Source organism: Pseudomonas sp. LA5 (assembly GCF_028640825.1).
In the GTDB taxonomy this organism is placed as follows: domain Bacteria; phylum Pseudomonadota; class Gammaproteobacteria; order Pseudomonadales; family Pseudomonadaceae; genus Chryseomonas; species Chryseomonas aestiva.
Genome location: NZ_JAQYZY010000030.1, coordinates 108085 through 128979, shown reverse-complemented (window position 1 = coordinate 128979; position 20895 = coordinate 108085). Strand labels below are relative to the sequence as shown.

Sequence of the window (20895 nt, the reverse complement as noted above, 5' to 3'; positions counted from 1 at the left end):
GTGGCCTGTAACGGAGGCCAGCAGTACCGATTCGAATTAGCGCGCCGAGCCTCGGCAATGAAGCGCGCCGGACTTGATGCAGCCCTGCCCCACCCAACCGGGCCACCAGAGCTGTAGCGCTGCATCTCGTATAGACCTGTGATGGCGCCGCCGCATGCTGATCAGCGGCGCTGGAGGAAGCTCACGGCCAACATCCTACGACTCACGACCTGCAATCAGCGGCGGGTACGGGGCGCGCCAGGGCGATCACCTGGATGACAGCCGGAAAGACGGCCCGATCGCCTGGCTCGCCAGGCTGCATCGGGGTGTGATCTGCGCCGCCAGTAGGCAAAAGCACCTGGGGAAGCGCGCCCAGGTAAGACAGATCACACCCCGATGCAGAAGACGGGACGTCGCGCCAGCTAGCAACGCCAACAGGTGCTGGCACTGCATCACCCATTCCCGCGCCGTCCGGCGCACACCCGAGACCCTACCCATGACCATCGCCATCCAGCATGAGCGGGCGCTCGAGTGCGCCCACGAGCAAGTGCTCCAGCTCGAGCACGACATCGACACCGCCAACCCCAGCACCATGCTGGCCTTCGCCATCCACTGCGACCTGCAGATCGACCCGGCCCGCCAGGTCACCCTGCTGGAGACGCTGGCCGGCATGTGCGATCGCCAGTTCAACGAGGCATACATGACCCTCGCCAGCATCAGCCTCCCGCTCGCCAAGGAGCTGATGGAGTGGCGCCGGGTGCTACTGGCCGAGCACGAACCTTTCTTCACCGCCGAATTGGCCAAGCGCCGCAAGGAGGCAGCATGAGCACCGAACAGGAAGTCGCCCAACGGATGGTTGAAATGTGGATCGCCCGCATCCCCGCCTTCGGTGACGGTATCGCTGAGGGCATGAACGAGATGGCCTATGCCCTGGGCGCCATCGACGACCGCGCCCACGACCACAACCGGGTGCGGATCTCGCAGGAAGTCGCGAAGCGCTGGGCCAAGTCGCAAGGGGCAGCAGCATGACCACCTCCCCCGTCCCCGCCATCACCGACGACCAGGTCGCCGAGGCCGAAGCGCGCCACACCCTGCTGCTGCGCGCCAGGCAGTCGCTGCCCGAGGCCCTGGGCCTGCCGCCGGAGACCCGGTTGATCGACACCCCGATCCGCTCCCCGATGATGCGCCGGCCTGGTCGGCGCTGGTCGGTCGAGGTGGCATCGTGAAGATCGTCACCATCCGCGCCAGCTCGCTGGCCGAACTGTTCGACTGCCCGGCGCGCTGGGAGGCGAAGCACCTCCTTGGCATGCGCAGCCGCTCCAGCGGCGCCGCGCACCTGGGCACGTCGATCCACGCATCCACCGCCCTGTTCGACCAGGCCAACATGGATGGCGCGCCGATCAGCGCGGACGACGCGGCCGGCCTGTTCGTCGACACCCTCTACAACCCAGAGCACGAGGTCGACTGGGAGGACAGCGGGCCGAAGCAGGTCGAGCGCATCGGCCTGACGCTGCACAGCCGCTACTGCGCCGACATCGCGCCCACCCAGGACTATGTCGGCATCGAGGTGACGTGCGAGCGGCTGGAGATCAGCGACCTGGGCCTGGCGCTCACCGGTACCACCGACCGCATCCGCCGTGTCGACGGCGAGCTGGGCATCAGCGACCTGAAAAGCGGCGCCCGCGCCGTGGGCTCTACCGGCGTCGCGGTCACCGCCGGGCATCGACCGCAACTTGGCGTCTACGAGCTGCTCGCCGAGTTCGCCATCGGCCAGCCGCTGACCGCACCGGCCGAGATTATCGGCCTGAAGACCGGGGCCGGCCCGTGCGTAGGTCGCGGCGAGGTCACCGGCGCCCGCCAGGCCTTGGTCGGCGATGAAGACAACCCCGGCCTGCTCCAGATGGCCTCCCGCCTGATCCATGGCGGCCTGTTCTACGGCAACCCGAAGTCAGTGCTGTGCTCCGCACGGTACTGCCCGCGCTATCCCACCTGTCCCTACAAGGGGTGACCCCATGAGCAACACCCAGACGCTGCAATCGCTGCAGCAAGGCCCGGCGCGCCAGCAGATGCCGGTGTCCATGAGCTTCTTCAACTTGGAAGGCTTCGAGCTGATGCAACGCATCGCCAAGGCCTTCGTCCAGTCCGACCTGGTGCCCAAGCAGTACCAGGGCAACCTGCCGAACTGCCTGATCGCCCTGGACATGGCGCAGCGCATCGGCGCGAACCCGCTGATGGTCATGCAGAACCTCTACGTGGTGCACGGCACCCCGAGCTGGTCGAGCAAATTCCTGATCGCCACGGTGAACACCTGCGGCCGCTTCAGCGCGCTGCGCTACGAGTGGAAAGGCGAAGCGGGCAAGCCGGACTTCGGCTGCCGCGCCTGGGCCATCGAGAAGGAGACCGGCGAGCGCCTCGACGGTATCTGGGTGACCTGGCAGATGGTCAACGCCGAGGGCTGGGCCAGCAAGAGCGGCAGCAAGTGGAAGACGATGCCCGACCAGATGTTCGTCTATCGGGCCGCGGCGTTCTGGCAGCGCGCCTACGCGCCGGACCTGGGCATGGGCCTGCAGACCGAGGAAGAGGTCCGCGACGTCTTCGACGCCAAGCCTGATGCCGGCGGGAACTACGCGGTGGACATCGACGCTCTGCGCCAGGCCGAGGCCCCGCCCCGGAACGTCGATACCGCGACCGGCGAGATCCTGGACGCCGAGCCGGAGAAGCGTGACGAAAAGGCCGAATCGGTTAACACCGAGGCCGAGAAACGCGACAAATCAGCCGAAAAGGCTGACACCAAGCCGGGAAAGGCTGACACCGGCGCCGGCCAGGTAGTCGACGACGAAATCAGCATGGAGTGATGGCCATGGCCAGCCGGACCGTAGAGGAGCTGTTCGACCGCGTCGAGCAGTTCACCGCCCTGCTGGCCGCCGCTGAGGACGGCGCGGATACGGACTGGGAGATCCAGTTCACCACCGACATCCGCGACCAGTTCGAGCGCTAAAGCGCCCATACCTACCTCAGCGACGCCCAGCTGCAGTCGCTCAAGAAGATCGCCCACCAGTAGGAACTCGCCCTATGAAACCGGAACACCGCGCCATCATCGACAGCGCCAAACGCCACGGCTGCATGCCCTCGGAGCTCGCCCACGAGTTGCTGGTCCACGACCTGGTGGAAATGAATCGCTTCGAGCTGCACAACCTCAAGGCGCCCTATCACAAGCTGAACGAGGAAGCGCAGCAGGAAGTGATTGACCGCCTCACCAAGAAGACCGAGGAGGCGGTCACCCGCGCCATCAGCATCATCAGCGCCCGGGGTGTCGCATCGGTACCGATTGAGGTGCGCGCGATCAAGGTTGAGGCCAAATTCCTGACCGTGACGGCCAAGGTTGATGCCGGCGCGCCGGACAAGCACGAGCTGACCGATTCGGCTGGCAAGCTCTGCCTGCTGGTGCTGGCGCCGGACGATTACCGCGAAGGCTTGGACGCCATTCAACCCGAGCGCGACCAGCACGAGATGCCGATGCAGGTCGCGGACCTGTTGGCCAGCCCGGAAGAGCTGGCCGAACGCCTGGGCGGCAGTGCCGAGGATGTCGTCGCAGCAGCGGGCGAGACGGTAGAGCAGCAGGATGCCGAACCGGAGGAGTCCGGCGCAGCGACTCAGCCCGCAGCCTACGGCGTCGTGCCCTACTCCGACGTCTGCGCCGTCCTGGCCCGCGCCACCCCGGTGGTCACCATCGACTACCTCCAGAGCCGATTCGCCATCGGCAGCGATGCTGCTCGTGCCCTGGCAGTCCGTCTGCTCGATGACAAGGTCATCGCCGTGGATAGCGAGGCAGAGAACCCGCTGCACAACACCTACCGCGTCACCAAGGACCTCGACGAAGTCGTCTCGATGGAGTAACCAGCATGCGCATCACAAATATCACCGTTACCAACGTCCAGGGGCTGCGAAATGCAGCCCTTGCCGTATCTGATCCCCTGCTGCTGGTGTCCGGTGACAACGGCGCCGGTAAAAGCTCGCTGCTCGACGCAATCTCCATGGCGTTCACCGGACAGCCGCGCCGGGTGTCCCTGAAGAAGGACCTGGGCCAGCTCGTCAATGACGATGCCAAGAAAGGCGAGGCCCACGTCGCCTACGTCGACGCCGCCGGCGAAAGCCAGAACGCCTGGATGATGCTGCCGGGTGGTAAATCGGTGGTAATTCCTGATGCGCCGTTTCTACCCCTAGTGCTGGAGGCCGCGAGGTTCGCGGCCCTGGATGGTAAAGAGCGCCGGAAAGTCCTGTTCGACCTGACCGGTGCGGGCGCCGGCGCTGCCGAGGTGGCCCGCCGCCTTGAAGCCAAGGGCGCCGACCTGGCGAAGTTCGAGAAGGTGAAGCCGCTGCTGCGCGGTGGCTTCCCTGCCGCCGAGGCCCAGGCCAAGGAATATGCCGCGGAGTCGCGCGGCGCCTGGAAGGCCATCACCGGCGAGAACTACGGCAGCCAGAAGGCCGAGACCTGGAAGCCGGAGCTGCCGCCCACCACCGTCACCCAGGAGCAGATCGCCGAGGCCGCCAAGGCCCTGGCCGATCTCGACAGCGATCTGGCCGAGGCGCAGCAAACCCTGGGCGGCCACAAGGCCAACGCCCAGGCCGCCGCCCAGCGCCAGGCGCAGATGGCCCAGCTGCGCGAAACCGCTGACCTACTCCAGCGCCGCCAGGAGAAGCTCGGCGCCGACCAGGCCCGAGTTGCTGAGTGGGAGCCGAAGGTAGCCGAGGCTCAGCGCGCCGCCGACGGCGAGCCGGCACACGATCCGCTGGCCTGCCCGCACTGCCAGGGCCAGGTGCTGATGGAGCGCGGCCTGCTGGTGGCCTATGTGGCACCGGAGAAGGTCGCCGACCCCGAGGCCGCCCGCCGCCTGACCGAATACCAGGGCTACCTGCAGAGCGCCCAGCGCGCCGTGGCGAACAGCCAGCGCGACGTCGACCAGTGCCGCGCGGCGGCCGAGCAGCTGGCCAGCCTGGAACAGCAAGCCGCCGCGGCGCCTGATTCCGAGGCGATGCAGAACGCCGAGCAAGCCATCAGCGAACTCCGCCAGGGCCGCGACAAGGCCAGGGCCAAACACCAGGCCCTGGTGGAGGCCCACGGCGCCATCGCCGGTCGCGACGCTGCGATCGCCAACGCCGCCCAGCACCATGCCGATGTCGTGGCCTGGTCGCTGATCGCCGGTGCCCTGGCGCCCACCGGCATCCCGGCCGAGATCCTCGCCGGCGCGCTGGACCCGTTCAATGAGCTGCTGGAGGCCCAGGCCGCGGTGGCCACCTGGCAACCGGTGGTGATCACTCCCGAGATCGAGATCACCTACGGCGGTCGGCTCTACGTGCTGCTCTCGGAATCGGAGAAGTGGCGCGCCGACACCCTGCTGGCCCTCGCTATCGCGCGGCTGTCCGGCATCCGCCTGGTCCTGCTGGATCGCTTCGACGTGCTGCAGCCCAGCGCCCGCCCCCAGGCGCTGAAGCTGCTGCTCAGCCTGACCCGCTCCGGCGACCTCGATAGCGCGGTCATGGCCGGGACGATGAAGGAGCCCATGACCAAGGTGCCGGCGGGGATCCAGCAGGTATGGATCCAGGGGGGCGTCATTGCAGATGCAGCAGCAGAGGTGGCGGCCTAGACGTCCACCCGGCCGGCAATTCGCCGGCCTTTACTTGGTACCCGTGATGGACTGGCGAGCGATGAATGTTTCGTAGGGAAGCGGACTATCGAAAACGTTTTCACCAATAGGAATGCGGCGATGGTCCGTATCACTCGCTACCGGCACATAAATCTCGCCCAGCTGGATTTCCGGCTGCTCAACCGTTACAAAGACAGACTTTCGTGCTCCCTGAAGCAGACCAAACAACCCGCTTCCCCACTGGGCAAGCTGAAGAATGTGCAATGCTGCAGCGGCATTGAGAACATTCTCCATACAGGCGAGACGGAAATTAGTTTCTCTATCGTGCTTCACTGAATTATATGCCGCATACCAAGGCAGAGTCTCGCTGGACTTTCCGCGACTCGTCCAATTTCGAAATGGAGAATATTGACGACCCTTATAGTCGGCCAACCTAACAAGATACTTATCTAAATACATTACGTCTTTTAATTTTTGATAATCACTGATATTCAGATACTTACCGGAATCTCGCACCTTAGCGACTTTTGCGGGAAAGTTAGCCTTCAGCACACTGACTAAATTAGCTTCTACCTCGGTACATAGAAGGATCAGAAGCTCTCGCATACGATGCCCATACGCCTTGTCGTTGACCTCGTCTGGCTCAACACTTCGAAATAGCTCCTTGATCTCCATTAATAGGCTCTCAGCCGCTACGACTGCGCCTGTAAATTCGTCTCCGTATACATTAAATGGATCCATCAAGTCTAATGTGTCCACGAAAGGCCTGCCGCCGACGTAGCCTCTCCAAACCCGCGGGAAATATTCACCCTTCTGCAGCAAAACAGGCTTTAGATCGTTAGGCGACGTAACTGCTGGATCCGATATCTCGCGAACTGCAAATTTCAACATCTGGCGCGCATCAACCAGCTTAGCCTCGCCTTGTGGGTCAGTGACCTCATGATAGCTAGTCGCGGAATGAATAACCCCCCAGTCCTTTTTCCGTACGACAAGAGAGTCATCCTTGAACTCCGCCCAACCTAATGCGCCACTTACCATTCTAAATATATACAGCTCACTTAACTGATTCTTAGCCATAACAACCTCCACTCCCAGACTTTTTACAACTCGGAGTGTAGGTGATCGCTTGGCTTTTGCCTCTGCGCAGCGAGGGGACTACCCATGAACAAGCGTGCCTTCATAGGCTCAGAGCGCGACCTCTGCGCCGTCTTCATCGACGAGTTCAACCAGCAGGCCGGGTGGGTCTGCTACCCCGAGACTGGTGGCTTCGACGTGCTGGTCGTCCATGAGGATGGCTGGCAGATCGGCGTGGAGGCCAAGGTCAAGCTGAACGCCAAGGTAGCGGACCAGATCCTCCCGGACCCCTGGGCCTACCGCTACGGCTCGCCCGGCCCCGATTACCGCATGGTCATCGTGGGGTCGATCACTGAAGCGAACCAGGGTATCGGCCGGATGCTGGAGGCCCTGGGCGTGTCGGTGCTGGCGCCCCGGCTGAGCATCCGCTGGCGCCGAGGCCAGACGGAAGATAGCTGGACCTTCAACCTCGACGAGTGGACGGGCAACTACCTGTACAGGGTGGCGCCCTTCGACTGGAACCCGGCGGAGCGGTGCGAGGTGCCTTGCGTGGTGCCGGATGTCCCCGCCGGCGTGCCCGCGCCGCTGCGCCTCACGCCCTGGAAGGAGCGCGCCCTGAAGGTGCTGTTCACCCTCCGGCACCAGGGCTTCATCACCGCGAAACAGATCGCCGAGCACGGCATCAGCACCAGCGTCTGGATCAGCGGCGGCCGGCCCTGGCTGGTGCGCGGCGAGATCCGCGGACAGTGGCTGCCCGGCCCGCACCTCCCCACCTTCGACCTTCAGCACCCCGAGGCCTACGCCAAGATCGTGGAGATGCTAGAGAAAGCCGCTCAGGCTTGAGGAGCCCCATGAACATCTACCGCAAGACGTTCGTAGCCGTCTGCCCGAATGACGGCGAAGCCATCATCTATGACCTGAAGATCGAGACCGAGAGGACGATCTACGTCGAGCACATCAATACCGCCACGGCACTGATCAAGACTGGCTTTCAAGAAGAGATAGCGGACGACCTGCACCGGCAGTTCGGCGGCCTGCAGACTATCCAGGCCACACACCAAGGCGTCGACCTGACCACCATCCGGGGTGGGCCATGATCCATTACCACGGCACACCGATCGGGGGGAGCCGGCAGGATGCGGCGCGGTTTCTCGCCGGTCGGCATGCCTTGGTGCCCTTCCCCCGCCAAGATGACATTGGCATCGTCGCCGAGGCCTGCCAGTCGTTCGTCTTCGACAACGGTGCTTTCACGGTCTGGCGCCAGGGCGGCCAGCTCGACGTCGACGGCTACGTCGCCTGGGTCGAGCAGTGGCACCGTCACCCCGGGTTCGACTGGGCGCTGATCCCGGACGTGATCGAAGGCAGCGAGGCCGAGAACGATCAGCTGATCGCGAATTGGCCGCCGCACCTGGCCGGCGTGCCGGTCTGGCACCTGCACGAATCGCTAGAGCGCCTGGACGCACTGTCCCGCGCCTGGCGCACCGTGGCCTTCGGCAGTTCCGGCCAGTGGGCGAGCCCGGGCACAGATGCCTGGTGGAAGCGGATCGGCGCCGCGATGGCCACGATCTGCGACGACCATGGCCGGCCTCGCTGCCGGCTGCACGGCCTCCGCATGCTGGACCCAGCCATTTTCTCCCGCCTTCCCTTCGCCAGTGCCGACAGCACGAATGCCGCGGTGAACGGCGGCAGCATCTCCCGCTTCGGCATGTACGCACCGCCCACCGCCAGCCAGCGAGCATCGGTCATCGCCGACCGCATCGAAGCGCACAACAGTGCAGCTATCTGGCGGCCGGAAGATCAGCTGGAAATGGCCATCTGATCCACAACGCGCCATCAGGCTAGCTCTACACCTGCCGCTGGATCTCCTTCAGCGAGTCAACCGCCTCGGACTTCTGTCCTGGACCTCCAGGGCCGTCGCTGCCAAGGAGTGAGGAGGTGGCTTTCTCGAAGATTTTATCGACGTCCAGGCCCTGTCTTTTGGCCTCCTTCAAGAGTTCGGCAGCGAGATGTTCCAAGGCTGCTATCCGGCTATCAGTGCTCATCTTGCTCGCTCCTTTGCGGGTTGAGCTGAAGGTATAGCACTGGGACAACCTCCCCGCTTCGCCCGACCTACAGAGCACACCATGGCCGCCTACTACAACGAGATCGACCCGTATGCGGCCGCGTGGCTGCGCACCCTAATTTCCGCCGGGCACATCGCGCCTGGCGACGTCGACGAGAGGGACATCCGCGATGTTCGACCAGACGACCTCATGCCCTACACCCAATGCCATTTCTTCGCCGGCATCGGGGTGTGGTCCTACGCCCTTCGCCGCGCCGGCTGGCCAGATGATCGACCTGTTTGGACCGGTTCCTGTCCTTGCCAACCTTTCTCCCAGGCAGGCACGGGAGCTGGCTTTGATGACGAGCGGCACCTTTGGCCTGACTTCCATTGGCTCATCCGCGAGCGCCAACCTCCAGTCGTATTTGGAGAGCAGGTTGCAAGCAAAGACGCAGATCCTTGGATCGACCTTGTACAGGCTGACTTGGAAGCCATGGCGTACTCCTTCGGGGCCATCCCGTTCCCGGCTGCGGGCGTCGGTGCTCCGAACATCCGTGACCGGCTCTACTGGGTGGCCAACGCCCAGATCAGCGGACGGGGAAAAGAACGTCAGAGCGCTGGAAGGCGCACTGCGAGAAATAGCGCGAAAGGGATCACCACAGGATCTTTGCCAGGCGGCGTTACTGGCGGGATGGACCACCCCGACAATGCGAGACTGGCGGGACACAGGGGAAATAAAACCCAGAGTCCCAGGGCTGAACACGGTGTTCGGCATGAGAGCGGATCAGCTGGGGCGGCAAGCAGTGTTGGCGGGCTGGCCGACTCCAGTTGTACGAGATCAAAAGAACAGCGCGGGCAGTATGGACAACAGCAGCCGGCACGCGGATCGGGATTTGCCCAGATGCGCGGGGATGACTCGTACCCCCTACCCGGTCCGGCTAACGGCTTCTGGCGAAATGCTGACTGGCTCGGATGCCGGGATGGCAAGTTCCGGCCAGTTGAACCCGGCACATTCCCGCTGGCTGATGGGGCTGCCGCCCGAGTGGGACGCCTGCGCGCCTACGGCAATGCGATCAACGCGGAAGCGGCCATAGCGTTCATAGAGTCTGCAATGGGCTACCCGCCCTAATCCATCCTTCAAATGCCTTTCTTACGATAGGCAAGCACGAAGATAGTTTACACAGCCTCTTTCCGCGCCTCGGGCAGCTCGCTTTGAAACACCGCCCTTACAAACCAAAAAATTGCTTTAGCCGTAGAACAATGAAATGGACTTCTTCTTCGTTCGAGAAGCCCACCCGAGGCCAGTTATACCGCGCATTGCGCTCCGTCGCGCGTCCGTTCACAGCCTTCAACTCTTCGAAGAATCTTCTGGTTTCAGTGACATCCTTGCCGGCTCTTCTAGCGTGAGAATCGACGTCAAATGCGATCTCACCTCGATTGCCCTCGGCTAGACCAGCGCTTGATCTGTACAAAGTTATTTTGCCGCTAGCCGCTCTGGGGCACCTGATGCCATTCCCACTCTCGAGCTCGACGAGCGATCCATAGATTCCAGTTAACAATTGCCTAGCTGTGTCAAAGACGTGCGTACCCATTAGCTTAGCTTCCTGCATTGGAGGACGTTGGGTAGTTACGCCCATACAGCCTCGGACCATTCCAACGTAATGCCCAACGAAAAACGATGATTCTAATCCAATTTCTCAGCACCACAGCCTTGCTGCTGTGCCGCGTGCCTGCGCTGCAATACTCCATCACCCGATCCTACACGAGGACCCTGACATGGCTCGGCAACCCATTAAAACCTTAGTGCGCGGCGAGCGGCTCACGCTGCGCGAGGTGTCCGACCGCTACCGCATCGCCTACGAGGCGGTGCGCGATCGGTACTACCGAGCCAAGAAGCGCGGCGAGGACCTGATAAAGCCCTCGGCGTGGGTGAGCCAGACCAAGCGCCTAGTGCTCACGCTGCTGGAGCAGAACTTGACGGGCGTCCAAGTCGCTCGCGCTGTGGGCTGCACGCCACAGGTCGTCAGCTACTACAAGGTGACATACCTCAATTAGCCCTTTTGCTTCCGAGCTGCAGCGATGCCGCATGCAATCAGCGCCAGCCCGGGAATAAAGAACCCTGCAGCGACAGCGAAATAGCCCGATGAATCGCTTTCACCAAAGGCGATGCCGCATACCAGAAGCGGCAGTCCTGCAAGGAACAGTGGGTTGCTAAATACCTTCTTCATGTCGAGCGCTCCATCGTTTCCCTGATCATACGCCGCCCTTGGCGTAGCCATCTTTTCCCATCCCCGCACCGCTGGCCGCCGGCCGGCGAAGGACTCCCTATGCCCGAAGTATCTGAGTTCCTCGACGGCCAGGAGCTGGCCACTATGATCGGCCGCAAGTCGAAAGCTGCCCAATGCGCCTGGCTGGACGCGCATGGGTGGCGCTACGAACGTAACGCCGCCGGCCGCCCGGTGGTAGGGCGCGTCTATGCCCGGCTGAAGCTGGCCGGAGTGAAACCGAATGCCACCAACGCCGCGTCCGACGCCTGGGCGCTGGACCTATCGAGAGTGAGTTGAGATGCGCCCGAAGGAACCAGGGAATAGGGATTTGCCGCCAAGGATGATCAGGCGGACCAGGAAGCTGAAGTCTGGAAGGGTCTGGGTTGCCTACTACTACAACCAGACTCTGCCGGGAGGGGGACAGAAGGAGATTCCGCTGGGCAGGGACCTCGACGAGGCGAAAGCGGAATGGGCGCGGCTCGAACGGACAACGATGCCGAAGTCCATGAAGCGCCTGGGAGATGTGTTTGATCGGTACGAGCGGGAGATTGTCCCGTCTAAGGCAGCCCGGACACAGAGGGACAACCTGCTATCGCTGAAGCAGCTGCGCGCAGCGTTCTCCGATGCGCCAGTCGAGGCGGTGACGCCGCAGGTCATCGCCCAGTACCGGGACAAGCGGACAGCGAAGGTTCGGGCGAATCGGGAGATTGCCCTGCTATCCCACGTCTACAACATCGCCAGGGAGTGGGGGATCACCAACATGGAGAACCCGGCCAAGGGCGTACGAAAGAACAAGGAAACGCCGCGGGACTTCTATGCCCGGGATGAGGTATGGAATGCGGTCTACACCCACGCCTGCATCGAGCTGCGCGACGCCATGGACCTGGCCTACCTGACGGCGCAGCGGCCCAGCGACGTGCTGGTCGCTCGTGCCGCCGACATCCAGGACGGGTTCCTGCTGGTTGCCCAAAGCAAGACGTCCAAGAAGCTGCGGATCAGGCTTCTGGCCGGCGAGGTGCCGACCGCCTTGGGCGTGCTGGTCGAGAAGCTGCTGGAGCAGCGGAAGGAACGGCGAGTGGTCGGGCCGTACCTGGTCACCACGCCAGACGGCCGCCGACTGACTTCGAGCATGCTCCGGATTCGCTTCGACGAGGCACGGATTGATGCTTCAGCGGCAGCGCTAGAAAACCTCGATGAGATGTTGGCCGCCGCGATCCGCCAGTTCCAGTTCAGGGATATCCGACCTAAAGCAGCGTCCGAGATTGAGGACTTGGGCCGGGCCTCGAAGCTCCTCGGCCATACCGACAAGCGCATAACCGAGACCGTCTACCGGCGCGTCGGCGAAGTGGTTGACCCTACCCGCTGATCCGGTAGTTACGGAAACTCACTTTAAAGTTACGGAAACTGGCCTCATATAAAGGCTAGCTGAAGTCGTGCGCCCAGAAACGCGAAAGCCCCGGCACGCGGGGCTTTCAGGGTGTTGCAGGTGGCGGAAGCGCAGAGATTCGAACTCTGGGACCCTTGCGAGTCGGCGGTTTTCAAGACCGCTGCCTTAAACCACTCGGCCACACTTCCGTAAGAGGGGCGCATAGTACCTGATGGCAACACACTGTCAAACAGTCGCAAGCGATCCTTAAGCAACATTTGCTATCTTCGGGGTCGTACGGTACATCACACCGTTAATCTAGCTTTGGAGTACACCATGAACGAGCGTCAATACGCCTATAACCCTGCCATCGCGCAACCGCGGGACGTCAGCCGTGTATTGCGCAACACCTATGCCCTGCTGGCCATGACCCTGGCGTTCAGCGGCCTGGTCGCCTTCGTCTCGCAGCAGATGCGGCTGCCCTACCCCAACATCTTTGTCGTCCTGATCGGCTTCTATGGCCTGTTCTTCCTGACCGTGAAGACCCGCGACAGCGGCTGGGGTCTGGTGAGCACCTTCGCCCTGACCGGCTTCATGGGCTACACCCTTGGCCCGATCCTGAACATGTACCTGGGCTTGCCCAACGGGGGCAGCGTGATCGCCTCCGCCGCCGGCATGACCGCCCTGGCCTTCTTCGGTCTGTCGGCCTACGCCCTGATCAGTCGCAAGGACATGAGCTTCCTCAGCGGCTTCCTGATGGCGGGCTTCTGGATCCTGCTGGGCGCCGTGGTGCTGTCCTTCTTCGTCCAGATCAGCGGTCTGCAACTGGCCATCAGTGCGGGCTTCGTGCTGTTCGCCGCCGCGGCCATCCTGCTGCAGACCAGTGCCATCGTGCATGGCGGCGAAGACAACTACATCATGGCTACCATTACCCTGTACGTCTCGATCTACAATATGTTCATCAGCTTGCTGCAGATCTTCGGATTTGCCAGCAGCAACGATTGATCACCAGCGGTAGCCCGAGAGGCCCGCTTCGGCGGGCCTTTTTACATCCATGAAATTTGCCATCGTTGTCCTTTCTCCACCCCAGGCGCCCTCGGCGCGGCGGGCCCTGCGCTTCTGCGAGGCGCTGCTGGCCGAGGGTCACGAGCTGTCGCGCCTGTTTCTCTATCGCGACGGCGTCCATAACGCCTCCCATGCCCTGGTCAGCGGCCAGGACGAATCCGATCTGCCCGCGCGCTGGCGCGAGCTGATCGAACGCCACCAGATCGATGCGGTGGTCTGCATCGCCGCCGCTCTCAAGCGTGGGCTGCTGGACGAGAACGAGGCACGACGCTACGAACGTGAGGGCGCGGTGAACGTGCGTGCCCCCTGGCAGCTGTCCGGTCTGGGCCAGCTGCATGAAGCGGTGCAGGACGCCGATCGCCTGCTCTGCTTTGGAGGCGACTAGCATGGCCAAGAGCACCCTCGTCATCTCCCGCCAGCCGGCACTGAGCGGCCCCGGTCCGCGCGAGGCCCTGGATATCGTACTGGCCGGCGGTGCCTTCGAACTGCCCCTGGCGCTACTGTTCGCCGGTCCTGGCGTGACCCAGTTGCTGGCGGCCGACAGCGCTGCCCTGGAGCAAAAGGACCTGAGTGCCAATCTCTCCGCGCTGCCGCTGTTCGGTGTCGAGGCCATCTACGCCGAAGCCACCGCCCTGCAGCGCCTGGGCATCACGCCCGCGCAGTTGCCCGCCTGGGTGACGCCCCTGGAGCCCGACGCCCTGGCAGCGCTGATTCATGAATACGACCAGGTGATTTCCATTTGACTACCCTGCACCTGTTTTCCCGCTCGCCGCTGCTGGACGCCGGCGCCCTGGACGGCCTGAGCTGGGTCGGTAGCGAGGACGCCGTTCTGCTCACCGGCGCCGCGGTCGAGGCCCTGCGCCCTGGCAGCGTTGCAGCCGAGTGCCTGGCCCGACTTCCGGCCGAGGCAGCCCTCTATGCCCTGGCGGAGGATGTCCAGGCCCGTCGCCTGCACCCCGAACGAGCCGTGACCCTGATCGACTACCCCACTTTCGTCGACCTGAGCGTGAGCTGCGCCAAGGTCATCAGCTGGACCTGAGCATGCCTCCTCTCGACCTCGACCCCGAAGGCTATCTGCGCGACCTCTCGCAATGGAGTCCGGAAGTGGCCCAGCAACTGGCACTCAAGGAGGGCATCGAGTTGACCGAGCGCCACTGGCAGGTGCTGCAGGCGCTGCGTGACTTCTACGCCCACTTCCAGCTTTCGCCGGCCAATCGGCCGCTGATCAAGTACATTGCCCAGACGCTGGGTCCGGAACTGGGCACCAGTCTGCAGCTCAACCTGCTGTTCAAGGGCGCGCCGGCCAAGCTCGGCGCCAAACTGGCCGGCCTGCCGAAACCGGATAACTGTCTATGACCTTCACCACGCCCGAAGAACATCCCTTCGCCGTCTATGTCCGGGCCTTGGGCAAGGGCAAGCGCGGCGCCCGCAGCCTGACCGAGGCCGAGGCGGAAATTGCCATGGGCCTGATCCTCGACGACCGGGTGACCGATGCCCAGCTCGGTGCCTTTCTCATGCTGCTCAGGCACAAGGAAGAGAGTGCCGAGGAGCTGGCGGGCTTCACCCGCGCCGTCCGCGCGCGGCTGCAGCCGCCAGGCTTCACGGTCGACCTCGACTGGCCCTCCTACGCCGGCAAGAAGCGTCATCTGCCCTGGTACCTGCTGGCGGTGAAATGCCTGGCCGGTAGCGGCGTGCGGGTGGTCATGCATGGCGGCGGTACCCACACCGCGGGCCGACTCTATACCGAACAGTGCCTGGCCGACCTGGGGATGCCGACCGCCACTGACTGGCAGGGCGTCGGCACCCTGCTCGATCGCGATCAGCCGGCCTTCCTGCCGCTGGCCGCCTGGATGCCGGCCCTGCAGCGGATGATCGATCTCAAGGCCGAGCTCGGCCTGCGCTCGCCGATCCATTCCCTGGTACGGCTGCTCAACCCCAGCCAGGCGCGCTGCATCCTGCAGAGCATCTTCCACCCGGGTTACCAGGAGGTGCATCGCGAGGCCAGTCGCCTGCTGGCTGACGACAGCGTCGTCATCAAGGGCGAAGGCGGTGAAGTCGAGCGCAATCCCGATGTCATCGCCCATCTCTATGGCACCCGTGCTGGCGAAGCCTGGGACGAAAGCTGGCCGGCGCTGACCGAGCGCCGCCAGGTCAAGCCGGAGCGCCTCGATCCAGCGCTGCTGACCGCCACCTGGAGAGGCGAAGCGGAAGATCCATATGGGCGCCTGGCGGTCATCGCCACCCTGGCCGTGGCCCTGCGCGCCCTGGGTCAGGATCAGGCGAGTGCCCAGCGTGAAGCCGAGCGGCGCTGGGAAGCGCGCGACCGCACGCTCTGACGTCGCCTCAGGAACCCGGAGCGGCTCCCCGGGTTCCTAACCGCAACGCAGCGGAGGATGACGATATGGGCTTGTTGGTCGATGGACAGTGGCAGGACCAGTGGTATGACAATGGCAAGGATGGCCATTTCAAACGGGAAGAAGCCCAGCGTCGCGACTGGATCGCCTGCCCCGAGCAAGCCATTCCGCAAGGCGCCGCACGCCATGCCCCGGAAGCCGGTCGCTACCACCTCTATGTGTCCCTGGCCTGCCCCTGGGCGCACCGCACCCTGATCTATCGCCAGCTCAAGGGCCTCAGAGATCTGATCGGCGTCTCGGTGGTCAGCTGGCTGATGCGTGAGGAAGGCTGGACCTTCGACCTGGCCAGTGGCGCCAGTGGTGACGATCTCTATCACCTCGACCGCCTCTACCAGCTCTATCAGCGCGACCAGGCCGACTACACCGGGCGGGTTACCGTCCCGGTGCTCTGGGATCGTAAGGAAGAGCGCATCGTCAGCAACGAATCCGCCGAGATCATCCGCATGTTCAATGGCGCCTTCGATGACCTGACCGGCAATCGCCTGGATCTGTACCCACAGGCCCTGCGCAGTCGCATCGATGCCCTCAACGACCGTATTTATTCGACGGTCAACAATGGTGTCTACCGGGCCGGTTTCGCCACCACCCAGGAGGCCTACGAAGAGGCCTTCGACGAGGTCTTCGCCACCCTGGACGACCTGGAAAAGCTGCTGCAGACCCAGCGCTATCTCACCGGCGAATGGCTGACCGAAGCCGATTGGCGCCTGTTCACCACCCTGATCCGCTTCGACGCCGTCTATCACGGCCACTTCAAGTGCAACCTGCGGCGCATTCGGGATTATCCGGCGCTACAGGGATGGCTGCGAGAGTTGTATCAGTGGCCGGGGATCGCCGAGACCGTGGACTTCCAGCACATCAAGCACCACTACTACGGCAGTCATGTGCAGATCAACCCGACCGCTATCGTGCCCAAGGGGCCGGCCCTGGAGCTGGACCTTCCCCATGGCCGCGAGGCCCTGAGCAGTGCCGGCATCCAGGGCGCAGCCTGAGATCAGACCGCCGCCTGGTCGCCTTCGAACCAGGCCAGCTTCTCGCGTAGCGCGACCACCTCGCCGACGATCACCAGGGTCGGCGCGTGGACCTCGTGCTCGGCCACCAGTTGCGGCAGATCCTGCAGGGTACCGGTGAACACCCGCTGATTGAGCGTGGTGCCCTGTTGCACCAGCGCCGCCGGCGTTGCCGGATCCTTGCCATGGGCAGTGAGTTGCGCGCAGATGGTCGGCAGCCCCACCAGGCCCATGTAGAACACCAGGGTTTGCCCTGGCGCCACGAGATCGGTCCAGGGCAGATCGGCCGAGCCGTCCTTGAGATGGCCGGTAACGAAGCGCACCGACTGGGCATGGTCTCTGTGGGTCAGGGGAATGCCGGCATAGGCGGCACAACCACTGGCCGCGGTGATGCCCGGCACCACCTGGAAGGGAATGCCTTCGGCTGCCAGTTCTTCGATTTCTTCGCCACCGCGGCCGAAGATGAAGGGATCACCTCCCTTCAGCCGTAGCACCCGCTTGCCCTCCCGGGCCAGCTTGACCAGCAGGCGATTGAGATCGTCCTGGGGCACCGCATGCTCGGCGCGCCGCTTGCCGACATAGATGCGATCGGCATCGCGGCGGCACATGTCGAGGATGGTCGGCGCCACCAGGCGATCGTAGAGCACCACGTCAGCCTGCTGCATCAGCCGCAGGGCGCGGAAGGTCAGCAGGTCCGGATCACCGGGACCGGCGCCGACCAGATAGACTTCGCCGCGAAAGGTAGCCGTTTCGCTGCTCAGCTTGGCTTCCAGCAGTTGCTCGGCAGCCTGAGGCTGGCCGGAAAAAACCTTTTCCGCGACCTCGCCCTGGAACACCTCTTCCCAGAAGATCCGCCGCGCCTGCAGATCGGCGAAGCGGGTCTTCACCCGGGCGCGAAAGCGCTGGGCCAGTTGTGCCAGCTGGCCATAGGTCGCTGGAATCCAGCTCTCCAGCTTGGCGCGCACCAGGCGCGCCAGCACCGGAGCGTCACCGCCGCTGGAAATGGCGATCACCAGGGGCGAGCGATCGACGATGGCCGGGAAGATCACGGTGCACAGCTTGGGCGCATCCACCACGTTGACCGGCAGGCCCAGGGCCTGGGCGTCGTGGGACACGGTCTCGTTGATCTCGTCATCGTCGGTGGCCGCAATCACCAGGCAATGCCCGGCGAGATGGCCAGCCGCATAGCGCTCGACCCGGCAACTGCCGCCCCGCGCCTCGACGAAGGCACGTACCTCCGGCTCGATTTCCGGCGCCACCAGGGTGATGCGTGCGCCGGCTTCGGCCAGCAGCACGCTCTTGCGCAAGGCGATATCGCCCCCGCCGATCACCAGTACCGGACGACCATCGAGCTTGTGGAAGAGCGGCAGGTAATCCATCAGCCGATGACCTCGAGGCCACCCATGTAGGGCTTGAGCACCTCGGGGACGCGGATGCTGCCGTCGGCCTGCTGATAGTTCTCCAGCACGGCGACCAGCGTACGACCCACGGCCAGGCCGGAGCCGTTGAGGGTGTGCACCAGCTCGGGCTTGCCCTCGGCGTTGCGGTAGCGGGCCTGCATGCGGCGCGCCTGGAAGTCACCGCAGTTGGAGCAGGACGAGATCTCGCGATACTTGCCCTGGCTCGGCACCCAGACTTCCAGGTCGTAGGTCTTGGTGGCGCCGAACCCCATATCGCCGGTGCACAGCGACAGCACCCGGTAGGGCAGCTCCAGCCGTTGCAGCACGGTCTCGGCGTGGCCGGTCAGCTCTTCCAGGGCCTGGAAGGAGGTGCTCGGCTCGACGATATGGACCATCTCCACCTTGTCGAACTGGTGCTGACGAATCATGCCGCGGGTGTCGCGACCCGAGGCCCCGGCTTCGCTGCGGAAGCACGGGGTATGGGCGGTGAACTTCAGCGGCAAGCGCTTGGCATCGAGGATCTGGCCGGCGACCAGATTGGTCAGGGTCACCTCGGCGGTGGGGATCAGGTAGAGATCGCTCTCGCCTTCGCGGCCGATCTTGAACAGGTCTTCCTCGAACTTGGGCAGCTGACCGGTGCCCTGCAGGGTCTCGGCCTGCACCAGGTAGGGGGTATAGGTCTCTTCGTAGCCATGCTCACCGGTGTGCAGGTTGAGCATGAACTGCGCCAGGGCTCGGTGCAGGCGGGCAATGGGGCCGCGCATCACGGCGAAGCGGGCGCCGGAGAACCGTGCAGCGGTCTCGAAATCCAGCCAGCCGTGGGTCTCGCCCAGGGCAACGTGGTCCTTGATCTCGAAATCGAAGTCGCGCGGGGCGCCCCAGCGACGGACCTCGACATTGTCGTCTTCGTCCTTGCCGACCGGCACCGAGGCATCGGGCAGGTTGGGCAGGCCCAGCAACAAGGCATCCAGTTCGCCCTGGACCAGATCCAGCTCGCGCTTGGCTTCTTCCAGTTCACTGCCCATGCGATCGACCTCGGCCAGCAGCGGCGCGATGTCCTCGCCACGCGCCTTGGCCTGGCCGATCCCCTTGGAGCGGGCATTACGCTCGGCCTGCAGGGTCTCGGTGCGGGTCTGCACGGCCTTGCGGCGGGCTTCCAGCGACTCCACCAGGCTGACGTCGAGAACGTAGCCACGGGTCGCCAGACGTGCGGCCACCTCCTCGGTTTGGGTGCGAACCAGTTTCGAATCAAGCATGTCCGTGTCTCTTGCTTAGGAATGGGGGCAGCCGCGCGGGCGGGGCGTCAGGAACGCGGTCGGCGCTGGCGCGGGCTGGACCGGTCAAGGTCCGCCAGATGCTGCAGTTTATCGCGGATCTTCAGCTCCAGCCCACGGGGAACCGGCTCATAGTAGCGGCGCGGCTCGAGTTCTTCGGGAAAGTAGTCCTCACCCGCGGCATAGGCTTCGGGCTCATCGTGGGCATAGCGGTATTCGTCGCCATAGCCGAGGTTCTTCATCAGCTTGGTCGGCGCATTGCGCAGGTGCAGTGGCACCTCGCGCGAGCCGTTCTGGCGCACGTCGGCCAGGGCGGCCTTGTAGCCCATATAGACGGCGTTGCTCTTGGGCGCGCAGGCCAGATAGACGATCGCCTGGGCGATGGCCAGCTCGCCTTCCGGACTGCCCAGGCGCTCCTGGACATCCCAGGCGTCCAGGCACAGGCTCAGGGCGCGCGGATCGGCGTTGCCGATGTCTTCGCTGGCCATCCGCACCACGCGCCGGGCGATGTACAGCGCATCGCAGCCGCCGTCGATCATCCGGGCGAACCAGTAGAGGGCGCCATCGGGATTGGAGCCGCGCACCGACTTGTGCAACGCGGAGATCTGGTCGTAGAAGGCTTCGCCGCCCTTGTCGAAGCGGCGGCGCTGATCGCCCAGCAGACTCTGGAACAGTTCGGCGTCCAGGACGCCACCGTCCTCGGCCAGGTCCGCGGCATTCTCCAGCAGATTGAGCAGCCGCCGGCCATCGCCGTCGGCGGCGGCCAGCAGCAGCGCCAGGGCGTCGTCCGGCAGACTCAGCCGTCGCTCACCCAGCCCCTTGGCACTGGTCAGAGCCCGGCGTGCCAGGCCGCCGAGGTCCTCGTCGTCCAGACTCTTGAGCACATAGACCCGCGCCCGCGAGAGCAGCGCGTTGTTGAGCTCGAAGGAGGGATTCTCGGTGGTCGCCCCGATGAAGATCAGGGTGCCGTCTTCGACATAGGGCAGGAAGGCATCCTGCTGCGACTTGTTGAAGCGATGCACCTCGTCGACGAAGAGGATGGTGCGGCGGCGATACTGCGCGGCCTGCTGCTTGGCCACCTCCACCGCATGGCGGATCTCCTTGACCCCGGAAAGCACCGCCGAGAGCGTTTCGAAATGGGCATCGGAAACCTGGGCCAGCAGCCGCGCCAGGGTGGTCTTGCCCACCCCTGGCGGCCCCCAGAAGATCATCGAATGCAGCGCGCCCTGCTCCAGCGCCTCGCGCAGGGGTTTGCCCCGCGCCAGCAGGTGTTGCTGACCCGCGTATTCATCCAGGCTCGCGGGACGCATGCGGGCAGCCAAGGGCTGCCCGACGGGTGCGCTGCTGAAGAGATCCATGGGGT

Annotated in this window: 28 protein-coding genes and 1 tRNA gene; 22 read left to right on the top strand and 7 right to left on the bottom strand. The window is 64.2% G+C overall.

What is annotated here, in order from left to right:
* Positions 1 to 475: 475 nt before the first annotated feature.
* The 8 genes from PVZ72_RS09080 (at position 476) to PVZ72_RS09045 (ending at position 5624) form a co-directional block, all read left to right on the top strand.
* Positions 476 to 805, top strand: coding sequence for a hypothetical protein (locus tag PVZ72_RS09080; protein ID WP_273861750.1), 330 nt, complete (start codon positions 476 to 478; stop codon positions 803 to 805).
* Complete coding sequence (locus PVZ72_RS09075; protein WP_220376259.1) at positions 802 to 1008, top strand: hypothetical protein; 207 nt, start codon at positions 802 to 804, stop codon at positions 1006 to 1008. The genes PVZ72_RS09080 and PVZ72_RS09075 overlap by 4 nt, the downstream gene beginning before the upstream one ends.
* Positions 1005 to 1205 carry a hypothetical protein gene (locus PVZ72_RS09070; RefSeq protein ID WP_273861749.1) on the top strand — a complete coding sequence of 67 codons (201 nt, stop codon included), beginning with the start codon at positions 1005 to 1007 and terminating at the stop codon, positions 1203 to 1205. Before PVZ72_RS09075 ends, PVZ72_RS09070 begins: the two co-directional genes overlap by 4 nt.
* The gene (locus tag PVZ72_RS09065; RefSeq protein WP_273861748.1) at positions 1202 to 1987 is read left to right on the top strand and encodes a RecB family exonuclease; all 786 of its coding nucleotides are present in this window, start codon (positions 1202 to 1204) and stop codon (positions 1985 to 1987) included. Before PVZ72_RS09070 ends, PVZ72_RS09065 begins: the two co-directional genes overlap by 4 nt.
* A 4-nt stretch (positions 1988 to 1991) precedes the next feature.
* Positions 1992 to 2834: a hypothetical protein gene (locus tag PVZ72_RS09060; protein WP_273861747.1), complete on the top strand. Its 843-nt coding sequence runs from the start codon at positions 1992 to 1994 to the stop codon at positions 2832 to 2834.
* A gap of 5 nt (positions 2835 to 2839) precedes the next feature.
* A complete protein-coding gene (locus PVZ72_RS09055; protein WP_273861746.1) occupies positions 2840 to 2977 on the top strand; it encodes a hypothetical protein in 138 nt (45 codons plus the stop codon).
* A 74-nt stretch (positions 2978 to 3051) separates the two neighbouring features.
* Positions 3052 to 3876, top strand: coding sequence for a DNA translocase FtsK (locus PVZ72_RS09050; protein WP_273861745.1), 825 nt, complete (start codon positions 3052 to 3054; stop codon positions 3874 to 3876).
* A 5-nt stretch (positions 3877 to 3881) separates the two neighbouring features.
* Entirely contained in the window at positions 3882 to 5624 is a 1743-nt protein-coding gene (locus tag PVZ72_RS09045) for an AAA family ATPase (protein ID WP_273861744.1), read from the top strand.
* A gap of 30 nt (positions 5625 to 5654) precedes the next feature.
* Here the strand turns inward: PVZ72_RS09045 and PVZ72_RS09040 are convergent, their stop codons facing one another.
* Complete coding sequence (locus tag PVZ72_RS09040) at positions 5655 to 6701, bottom strand: hypothetical protein (protein WP_273861743.1); 1047 nt, start codon at positions 6699 to 6701, stop codon at positions 5655 to 5657.
* An 84-nt stretch (positions 6702 to 6785) separates the two neighbouring features.
* On the opposite strand from PVZ72_RS09040, the gene PVZ72_RS09035 reads away from it, so the two are divergent.
* Genes PVZ72_RS09035 through PVZ72_RS09025 form a run of 3 tightly spaced genes read left to right on the top strand, consistent with a single transcriptional unit; the run spans position 6786 to position 8517 of the window.
* A complete protein-coding gene (locus tag PVZ72_RS09035) occupies positions 6786 to 7541 on the top strand; it encodes a hypothetical protein (protein ID WP_273861742.1) in 756 nt (251 codons plus the stop codon).
* Between the two features lie 8 nt (positions 7542 to 7549).
* Positions 7550 to 7795: a hypothetical protein gene (locus PVZ72_RS09030; RefSeq protein ID WP_273861741.1), complete on the top strand. Its 246-nt coding sequence runs from the start codon at positions 7550 to 7552 to the stop codon at positions 7793 to 7795.
* A complete protein-coding gene (locus tag PVZ72_RS09025) occupies positions 7792 to 8517 on the top strand; it encodes a hypothetical protein (RefSeq protein ID WP_273861740.1) in 726 nt (241 codons plus the stop codon). Before PVZ72_RS09030 ends, PVZ72_RS09025 begins: the two co-directional genes overlap by 4 nt.
* A 25-nt stretch (positions 8518 to 8542) precedes the next feature.
* Here the strand turns inward: PVZ72_RS09025 and PVZ72_RS09020 are convergent, their stop codons facing one another.
* Positions 8543 to 8740 (bottom strand): hypothetical protein, encoded by a 198-nt coding sequence (locus PVZ72_RS09020; RefSeq protein WP_273861739.1) that lies wholly within the window; start codon positions 8738 to 8740, stop codon positions 8543 to 8545.
* A gap of 81 nt (positions 8741 to 8821) precedes the next feature.
* On the opposite strand from PVZ72_RS09020, the gene PVZ72_RS09015 reads away from it, so the two are divergent.
* The gene (locus PVZ72_RS09015; RefSeq protein ID WP_273861738.1) at positions 8822 to 9868 is read left to right on the top strand and encodes a DNA cytosine methyltransferase; all 1047 of its coding nucleotides are present in this window, start codon (positions 8822 to 8824) and stop codon (positions 9866 to 9868) included.
* A gap of 647 nt (positions 9869 to 10515) precedes the next feature.
* Positions 10516 to 10794: a hypothetical protein gene (locus PVZ72_RS09010; protein WP_273861737.1), complete on the top strand. Its 279-nt coding sequence runs from the start codon at positions 10516 to 10518 to the stop codon at positions 10792 to 10794.
* Here PVZ72_RS09010 and PVZ72_RS09005 read toward each other — a convergent pair.
* Positions 10791 to 10967: a hypothetical protein gene (locus PVZ72_RS09005; protein WP_273861736.1), complete on the bottom strand. Its 177-nt coding sequence runs from the start codon at positions 10965 to 10967 to the stop codon at positions 10791 to 10793. The two genes, PVZ72_RS09010 and PVZ72_RS09005, sit on opposite strands and share 4 nt — an antisense overlap.
* Before the next feature lie 99 nt (positions 10968 to 11066).
* Here PVZ72_RS09005 and PVZ72_RS09000 point away from each other — a divergent pair, with 99 nt between their 5' ends.
* Together PVZ72_RS09000 and PVZ72_RS08995 are read left to right on the top strand one after the other, a co-directional pair.
* Positions 11067 to 11303 (top strand): DUF4224 domain-containing protein, encoded by a 237-nt coding sequence (locus PVZ72_RS09000; RefSeq protein ID WP_108582051.1) that lies wholly within the window; start codon positions 11067 to 11069, stop codon positions 11301 to 11303.
* Position 11304: 1 nt separating this feature from the next.
* Entirely contained in the window at positions 11305 to 12372 is a 1068-nt protein-coding gene (locus tag PVZ72_RS08995) for a tyrosine-type recombinase/integrase (RefSeq protein WP_273861735.1), read from the top strand.
* A 121-nt stretch (positions 12373 to 12493) separates the two neighbouring features.
* Here the strand turns inward: PVZ72_RS08995 and PVZ72_RS08990 are convergent.
* Positions 12494 to 12581 (bottom strand) — tRNA-Ser (locus PVZ72_RS08990).
* Between the two features lie 127 nt (positions 12582 to 12708).
* Between PVZ72_RS08990 and PVZ72_RS08985 the strand changes: the two genes are divergently transcribed.
* The 7 genes from PVZ72_RS08985 (at position 12709) to PVZ72_RS08955 (ending at position 16840) form a co-directional block, all read left to right on the top strand.
* Positions 12709 to 13377, top strand: a complete 669-nt coding sequence (locus PVZ72_RS08985) for a Bax inhibitor-1/YccA family protein (RefSeq protein WP_133859212.1) — start codon at positions 12709 to 12711, stop codon at positions 13375 to 13377.
* Positions 13378 to 13426: 49 nt separating this feature from the next.
* Entirely contained in the window at positions 13427 to 13822 is a 396-nt protein-coding gene (gene tusD, locus PVZ72_RS08980) for a sulfurtransferase complex subunit TusD (protein WP_187979153.1), read from the top strand.
* A gap of 1 nt (position 13823) precedes the next feature.
* Positions 13824 to 14180, top strand: coding sequence for a sulfurtransferase complex subunit TusC (tusC, locus tag PVZ72_RS08975; protein WP_187979152.1), 357 nt, complete (start codon positions 13824 to 13826; stop codon positions 14178 to 14180).
* Complete coding sequence (gene tusB, locus PVZ72_RS08970) at positions 14177 to 14476, top strand: sulfurtransferase complex subunit TusB (protein WP_273861734.1); 300 nt, start codon at positions 14177 to 14179, stop codon at positions 14474 to 14476. Before tusC ends, tusB begins: the two co-directional genes overlap by 4 nt.
* A 2-nt stretch (positions 14477 to 14478) precedes the next feature.
* Positions 14479 to 14793 carry a TusE/DsrC/DsvC family sulfur relay protein gene (locus PVZ72_RS08965; RefSeq protein ID WP_133859216.1) on the top strand — a complete coding sequence of 105 codons (315 nt, stop codon included), beginning with the start codon at positions 14479 to 14481 and terminating at the stop codon, positions 14791 to 14793.
* Entirely contained in the window at positions 14790 to 15773 is a 984-nt protein-coding gene (locus PVZ72_RS08960) for a glycosyl transferase family protein (RefSeq protein WP_273861733.1), read from the top strand. The genes PVZ72_RS08965 and PVZ72_RS08960 overlap by 4 nt, the downstream gene beginning before the upstream one ends.
* A gap of 65 nt (positions 15774 to 15838) precedes the next feature.
* A complete protein-coding gene (locus PVZ72_RS08955) occupies positions 15839 to 16840 on the top strand; it encodes a glutathione S-transferase family protein (RefSeq protein WP_273861732.1) in 1002 nt (333 codons plus the stop codon).
* A 2-nt stretch (positions 16841 to 16842) separates the two neighbouring features.
* On the opposite strand, the gene cysG is transcribed toward PVZ72_RS08955, so the two are convergent.
* From cysG to PVZ72_RS08940, 3 genes are read right to left on the bottom strand one after another with little or no spacing between them, the layout of a single operon-like run.
* Positions 16843 to 18237, bottom strand: coding sequence for a siroheme synthase CysG (gene cysG, locus PVZ72_RS08950; RefSeq protein WP_273861731.1), 1395 nt, complete (start codon positions 18235 to 18237; stop codon positions 16843 to 16845).
* Positions 18237 to 19514, bottom strand: a complete 1278-nt coding sequence (gene serS, locus PVZ72_RS08945; RefSeq protein WP_187979147.1) for a serine--tRNA ligase — start codon at positions 19512 to 19514, stop codon at positions 18237 to 18239. Before serS ends, cysG begins: the two co-directional genes overlap by 1 nt.
* 47 nt (positions 19515 to 19561) lie before the next feature.
* A complete protein-coding gene (locus PVZ72_RS08940; protein WP_187979146.1) occupies positions 19562 to 20890 on the bottom strand; it encodes a replication-associated recombination protein A in 1329 nt (442 codons plus the stop codon).
* Positions 20891 to 20895: the final 5 nt, after the last annotated feature.

Bases quoted from the DNA above. Each gene is read 5' to 3' on its own strand.
- PVZ72_RS09080 (WP_273861750.1), top strand. From the start codon at position 476: ATGACCATCGCCATCCAGCATGAGCGGGCGCTCGAGTGCGCCCACGAG.
- PVZ72_RS09075 (WP_220376259.1), top strand. From the start codon at position 802: ATGAGCACCGAACAGGAAGTCGCCCAACGGATGGTTGAAATGTGGATC.
- PVZ72_RS09070 (WP_273861749.1), top strand. From the start codon at position 1,005: ATGACCACCTCCCCCGTCCCCGCCATCACCGACGACCAGGTCGCCGAG.
- PVZ72_RS09060 (WP_273861747.1), top strand. From the start codon at position 1,992: ATGAGCAACACCCAGACGCTGCAATCGCTGCAGCAAGGCCCGGCGCGC.
- PVZ72_RS09055 (WP_273861746.1), top strand. From the start codon at position 2,840: ATGGCCAGCCGGACCGTAGAGGAGCTGTTCGACCGCGTCGAGCAGTTC.
- PVZ72_RS09050 (WP_273861745.1), top strand. From the start codon at position 3,052: ATGAAACCGGAACACCGCGCCATCATCGACAGCGCCAAACGCCACGGC.
- PVZ72_RS09045 (WP_273861744.1), top strand. From the start codon at position 3,882: ATGCGCATCACAAATATCACCGTTACCAACGTCCAGGGGCTGCGAAAT.
- PVZ72_RS09040 (WP_273861743.1), bottom strand. From the start codon at position 6,701: ATGGCTAAGAATCAGTTAAGTGAGCTGTATATATTTAGAATGGTAAGT.
- PVZ72_RS09035 (WP_273861742.1), top strand. From the start codon at position 6,786: ATGAACAAGCGTGCCTTCATAGGCTCAGAGCGCGACCTCTGCGCCGTC.
- PVZ72_RS09030 (WP_273861741.1), top strand. From the start codon at position 7,550: ATGAACATCTACCGCAAGACGTTCGTAGCCGTCTGCCCGAATGACGGC.
- PVZ72_RS09025 (WP_273861740.1), top strand. From the start codon at position 7,792: ATGATCCATTACCACGGCACACCGATCGGGGGGAGCCGGCAGGATGCG.
- PVZ72_RS09020 (WP_273861739.1), bottom strand. From the start codon at position 8,740: ATGAGCACTGATAGCCGGATAGCAGCCTTGGAACATCTCGCTGCCGAA.
- PVZ72_RS09015 (WP_273861738.1), top strand. From the start codon at position 8,822: ATGGCCGCCTACTACAACGAGATCGACCCGTATGCGGCCGCGTGGCTG.
- PVZ72_RS09010 (WP_273861737.1), top strand. From the start codon at position 10,516: ATGGCTCGGCAACCCATTAAAACCTTAGTGCGCGGCGAGCGGCTCACG.
- PVZ72_RS09005 (WP_273861736.1), bottom strand. From the start codon at position 10,967: ATGAAGAAGGTATTTAGCAACCCACTGTTCCTTGCAGGACTGCCGCTT.
- PVZ72_RS09000 (WP_108582051.1), top strand. From the start codon at position 11,067: ATGCCCGAAGTATCTGAGTTCCTCGACGGCCAGGAGCTGGCCACTATG.
- PVZ72_RS08995 (WP_273861735.1), top strand. From the start codon at position 11,305: ATGCGCCCGAAGGAACCAGGGAATAGGGATTTGCCGCCAAGGATGATC.
- PVZ72_RS08985 (WP_133859212.1), top strand. From the start codon at position 12,709: ATGAACGAGCGTCAATACGCCTATAACCCTGCCATCGCGCAACCGCGG.
- tusD (WP_187979153.1), top strand. From the start codon at position 13,427: ATGAAATTTGCCATCGTTGTCCTTTCTCCACCCCAGGCGCCCTCGGCG.
- tusC (WP_187979152.1), top strand. From the start codon at position 13,824: ATGGCCAAGAGCACCCTCGTCATCTCCCGCCAGCCGGCACTGAGCGGC.
- PVZ72_RS08965 (WP_133859216.1), top strand. From the start codon at position 14,479: ATGCCTCCTCTCGACCTCGACCCCGAAGGCTATCTGCGCGACCTCTCG.
- PVZ72_RS08960 (WP_273861733.1), top strand. From the start codon at position 14,790: ATGACCTTCACCACGCCCGAAGAACATCCCTTCGCCGTCTATGTCCGG.
- PVZ72_RS08955 (WP_273861732.1), top strand. From the start codon at position 15,839: ATGGGCTTGTTGGTCGATGGACAGTGGCAGGACCAGTGGTATGACAAT.
- cysG (WP_273861731.1), bottom strand. From the start codon at position 18,237: ATGGATTACCTGCCGCTCTTCCACAAGCTCGATGGTCGTCCGGTACTG.
- serS (WP_187979147.1), bottom strand. From the start codon at position 19,514: ATGCTTGATTCGAAACTGGTTCGCACCCAAACCGAGGAGGTGGCCGCA.
- PVZ72_RS08940 (WP_187979146.1), bottom strand. From the start codon at position 20,890: ATGGATCTCTTCAGCAGCGCACCCGTCGGGCAGCCCTTGGCTGCCCGC.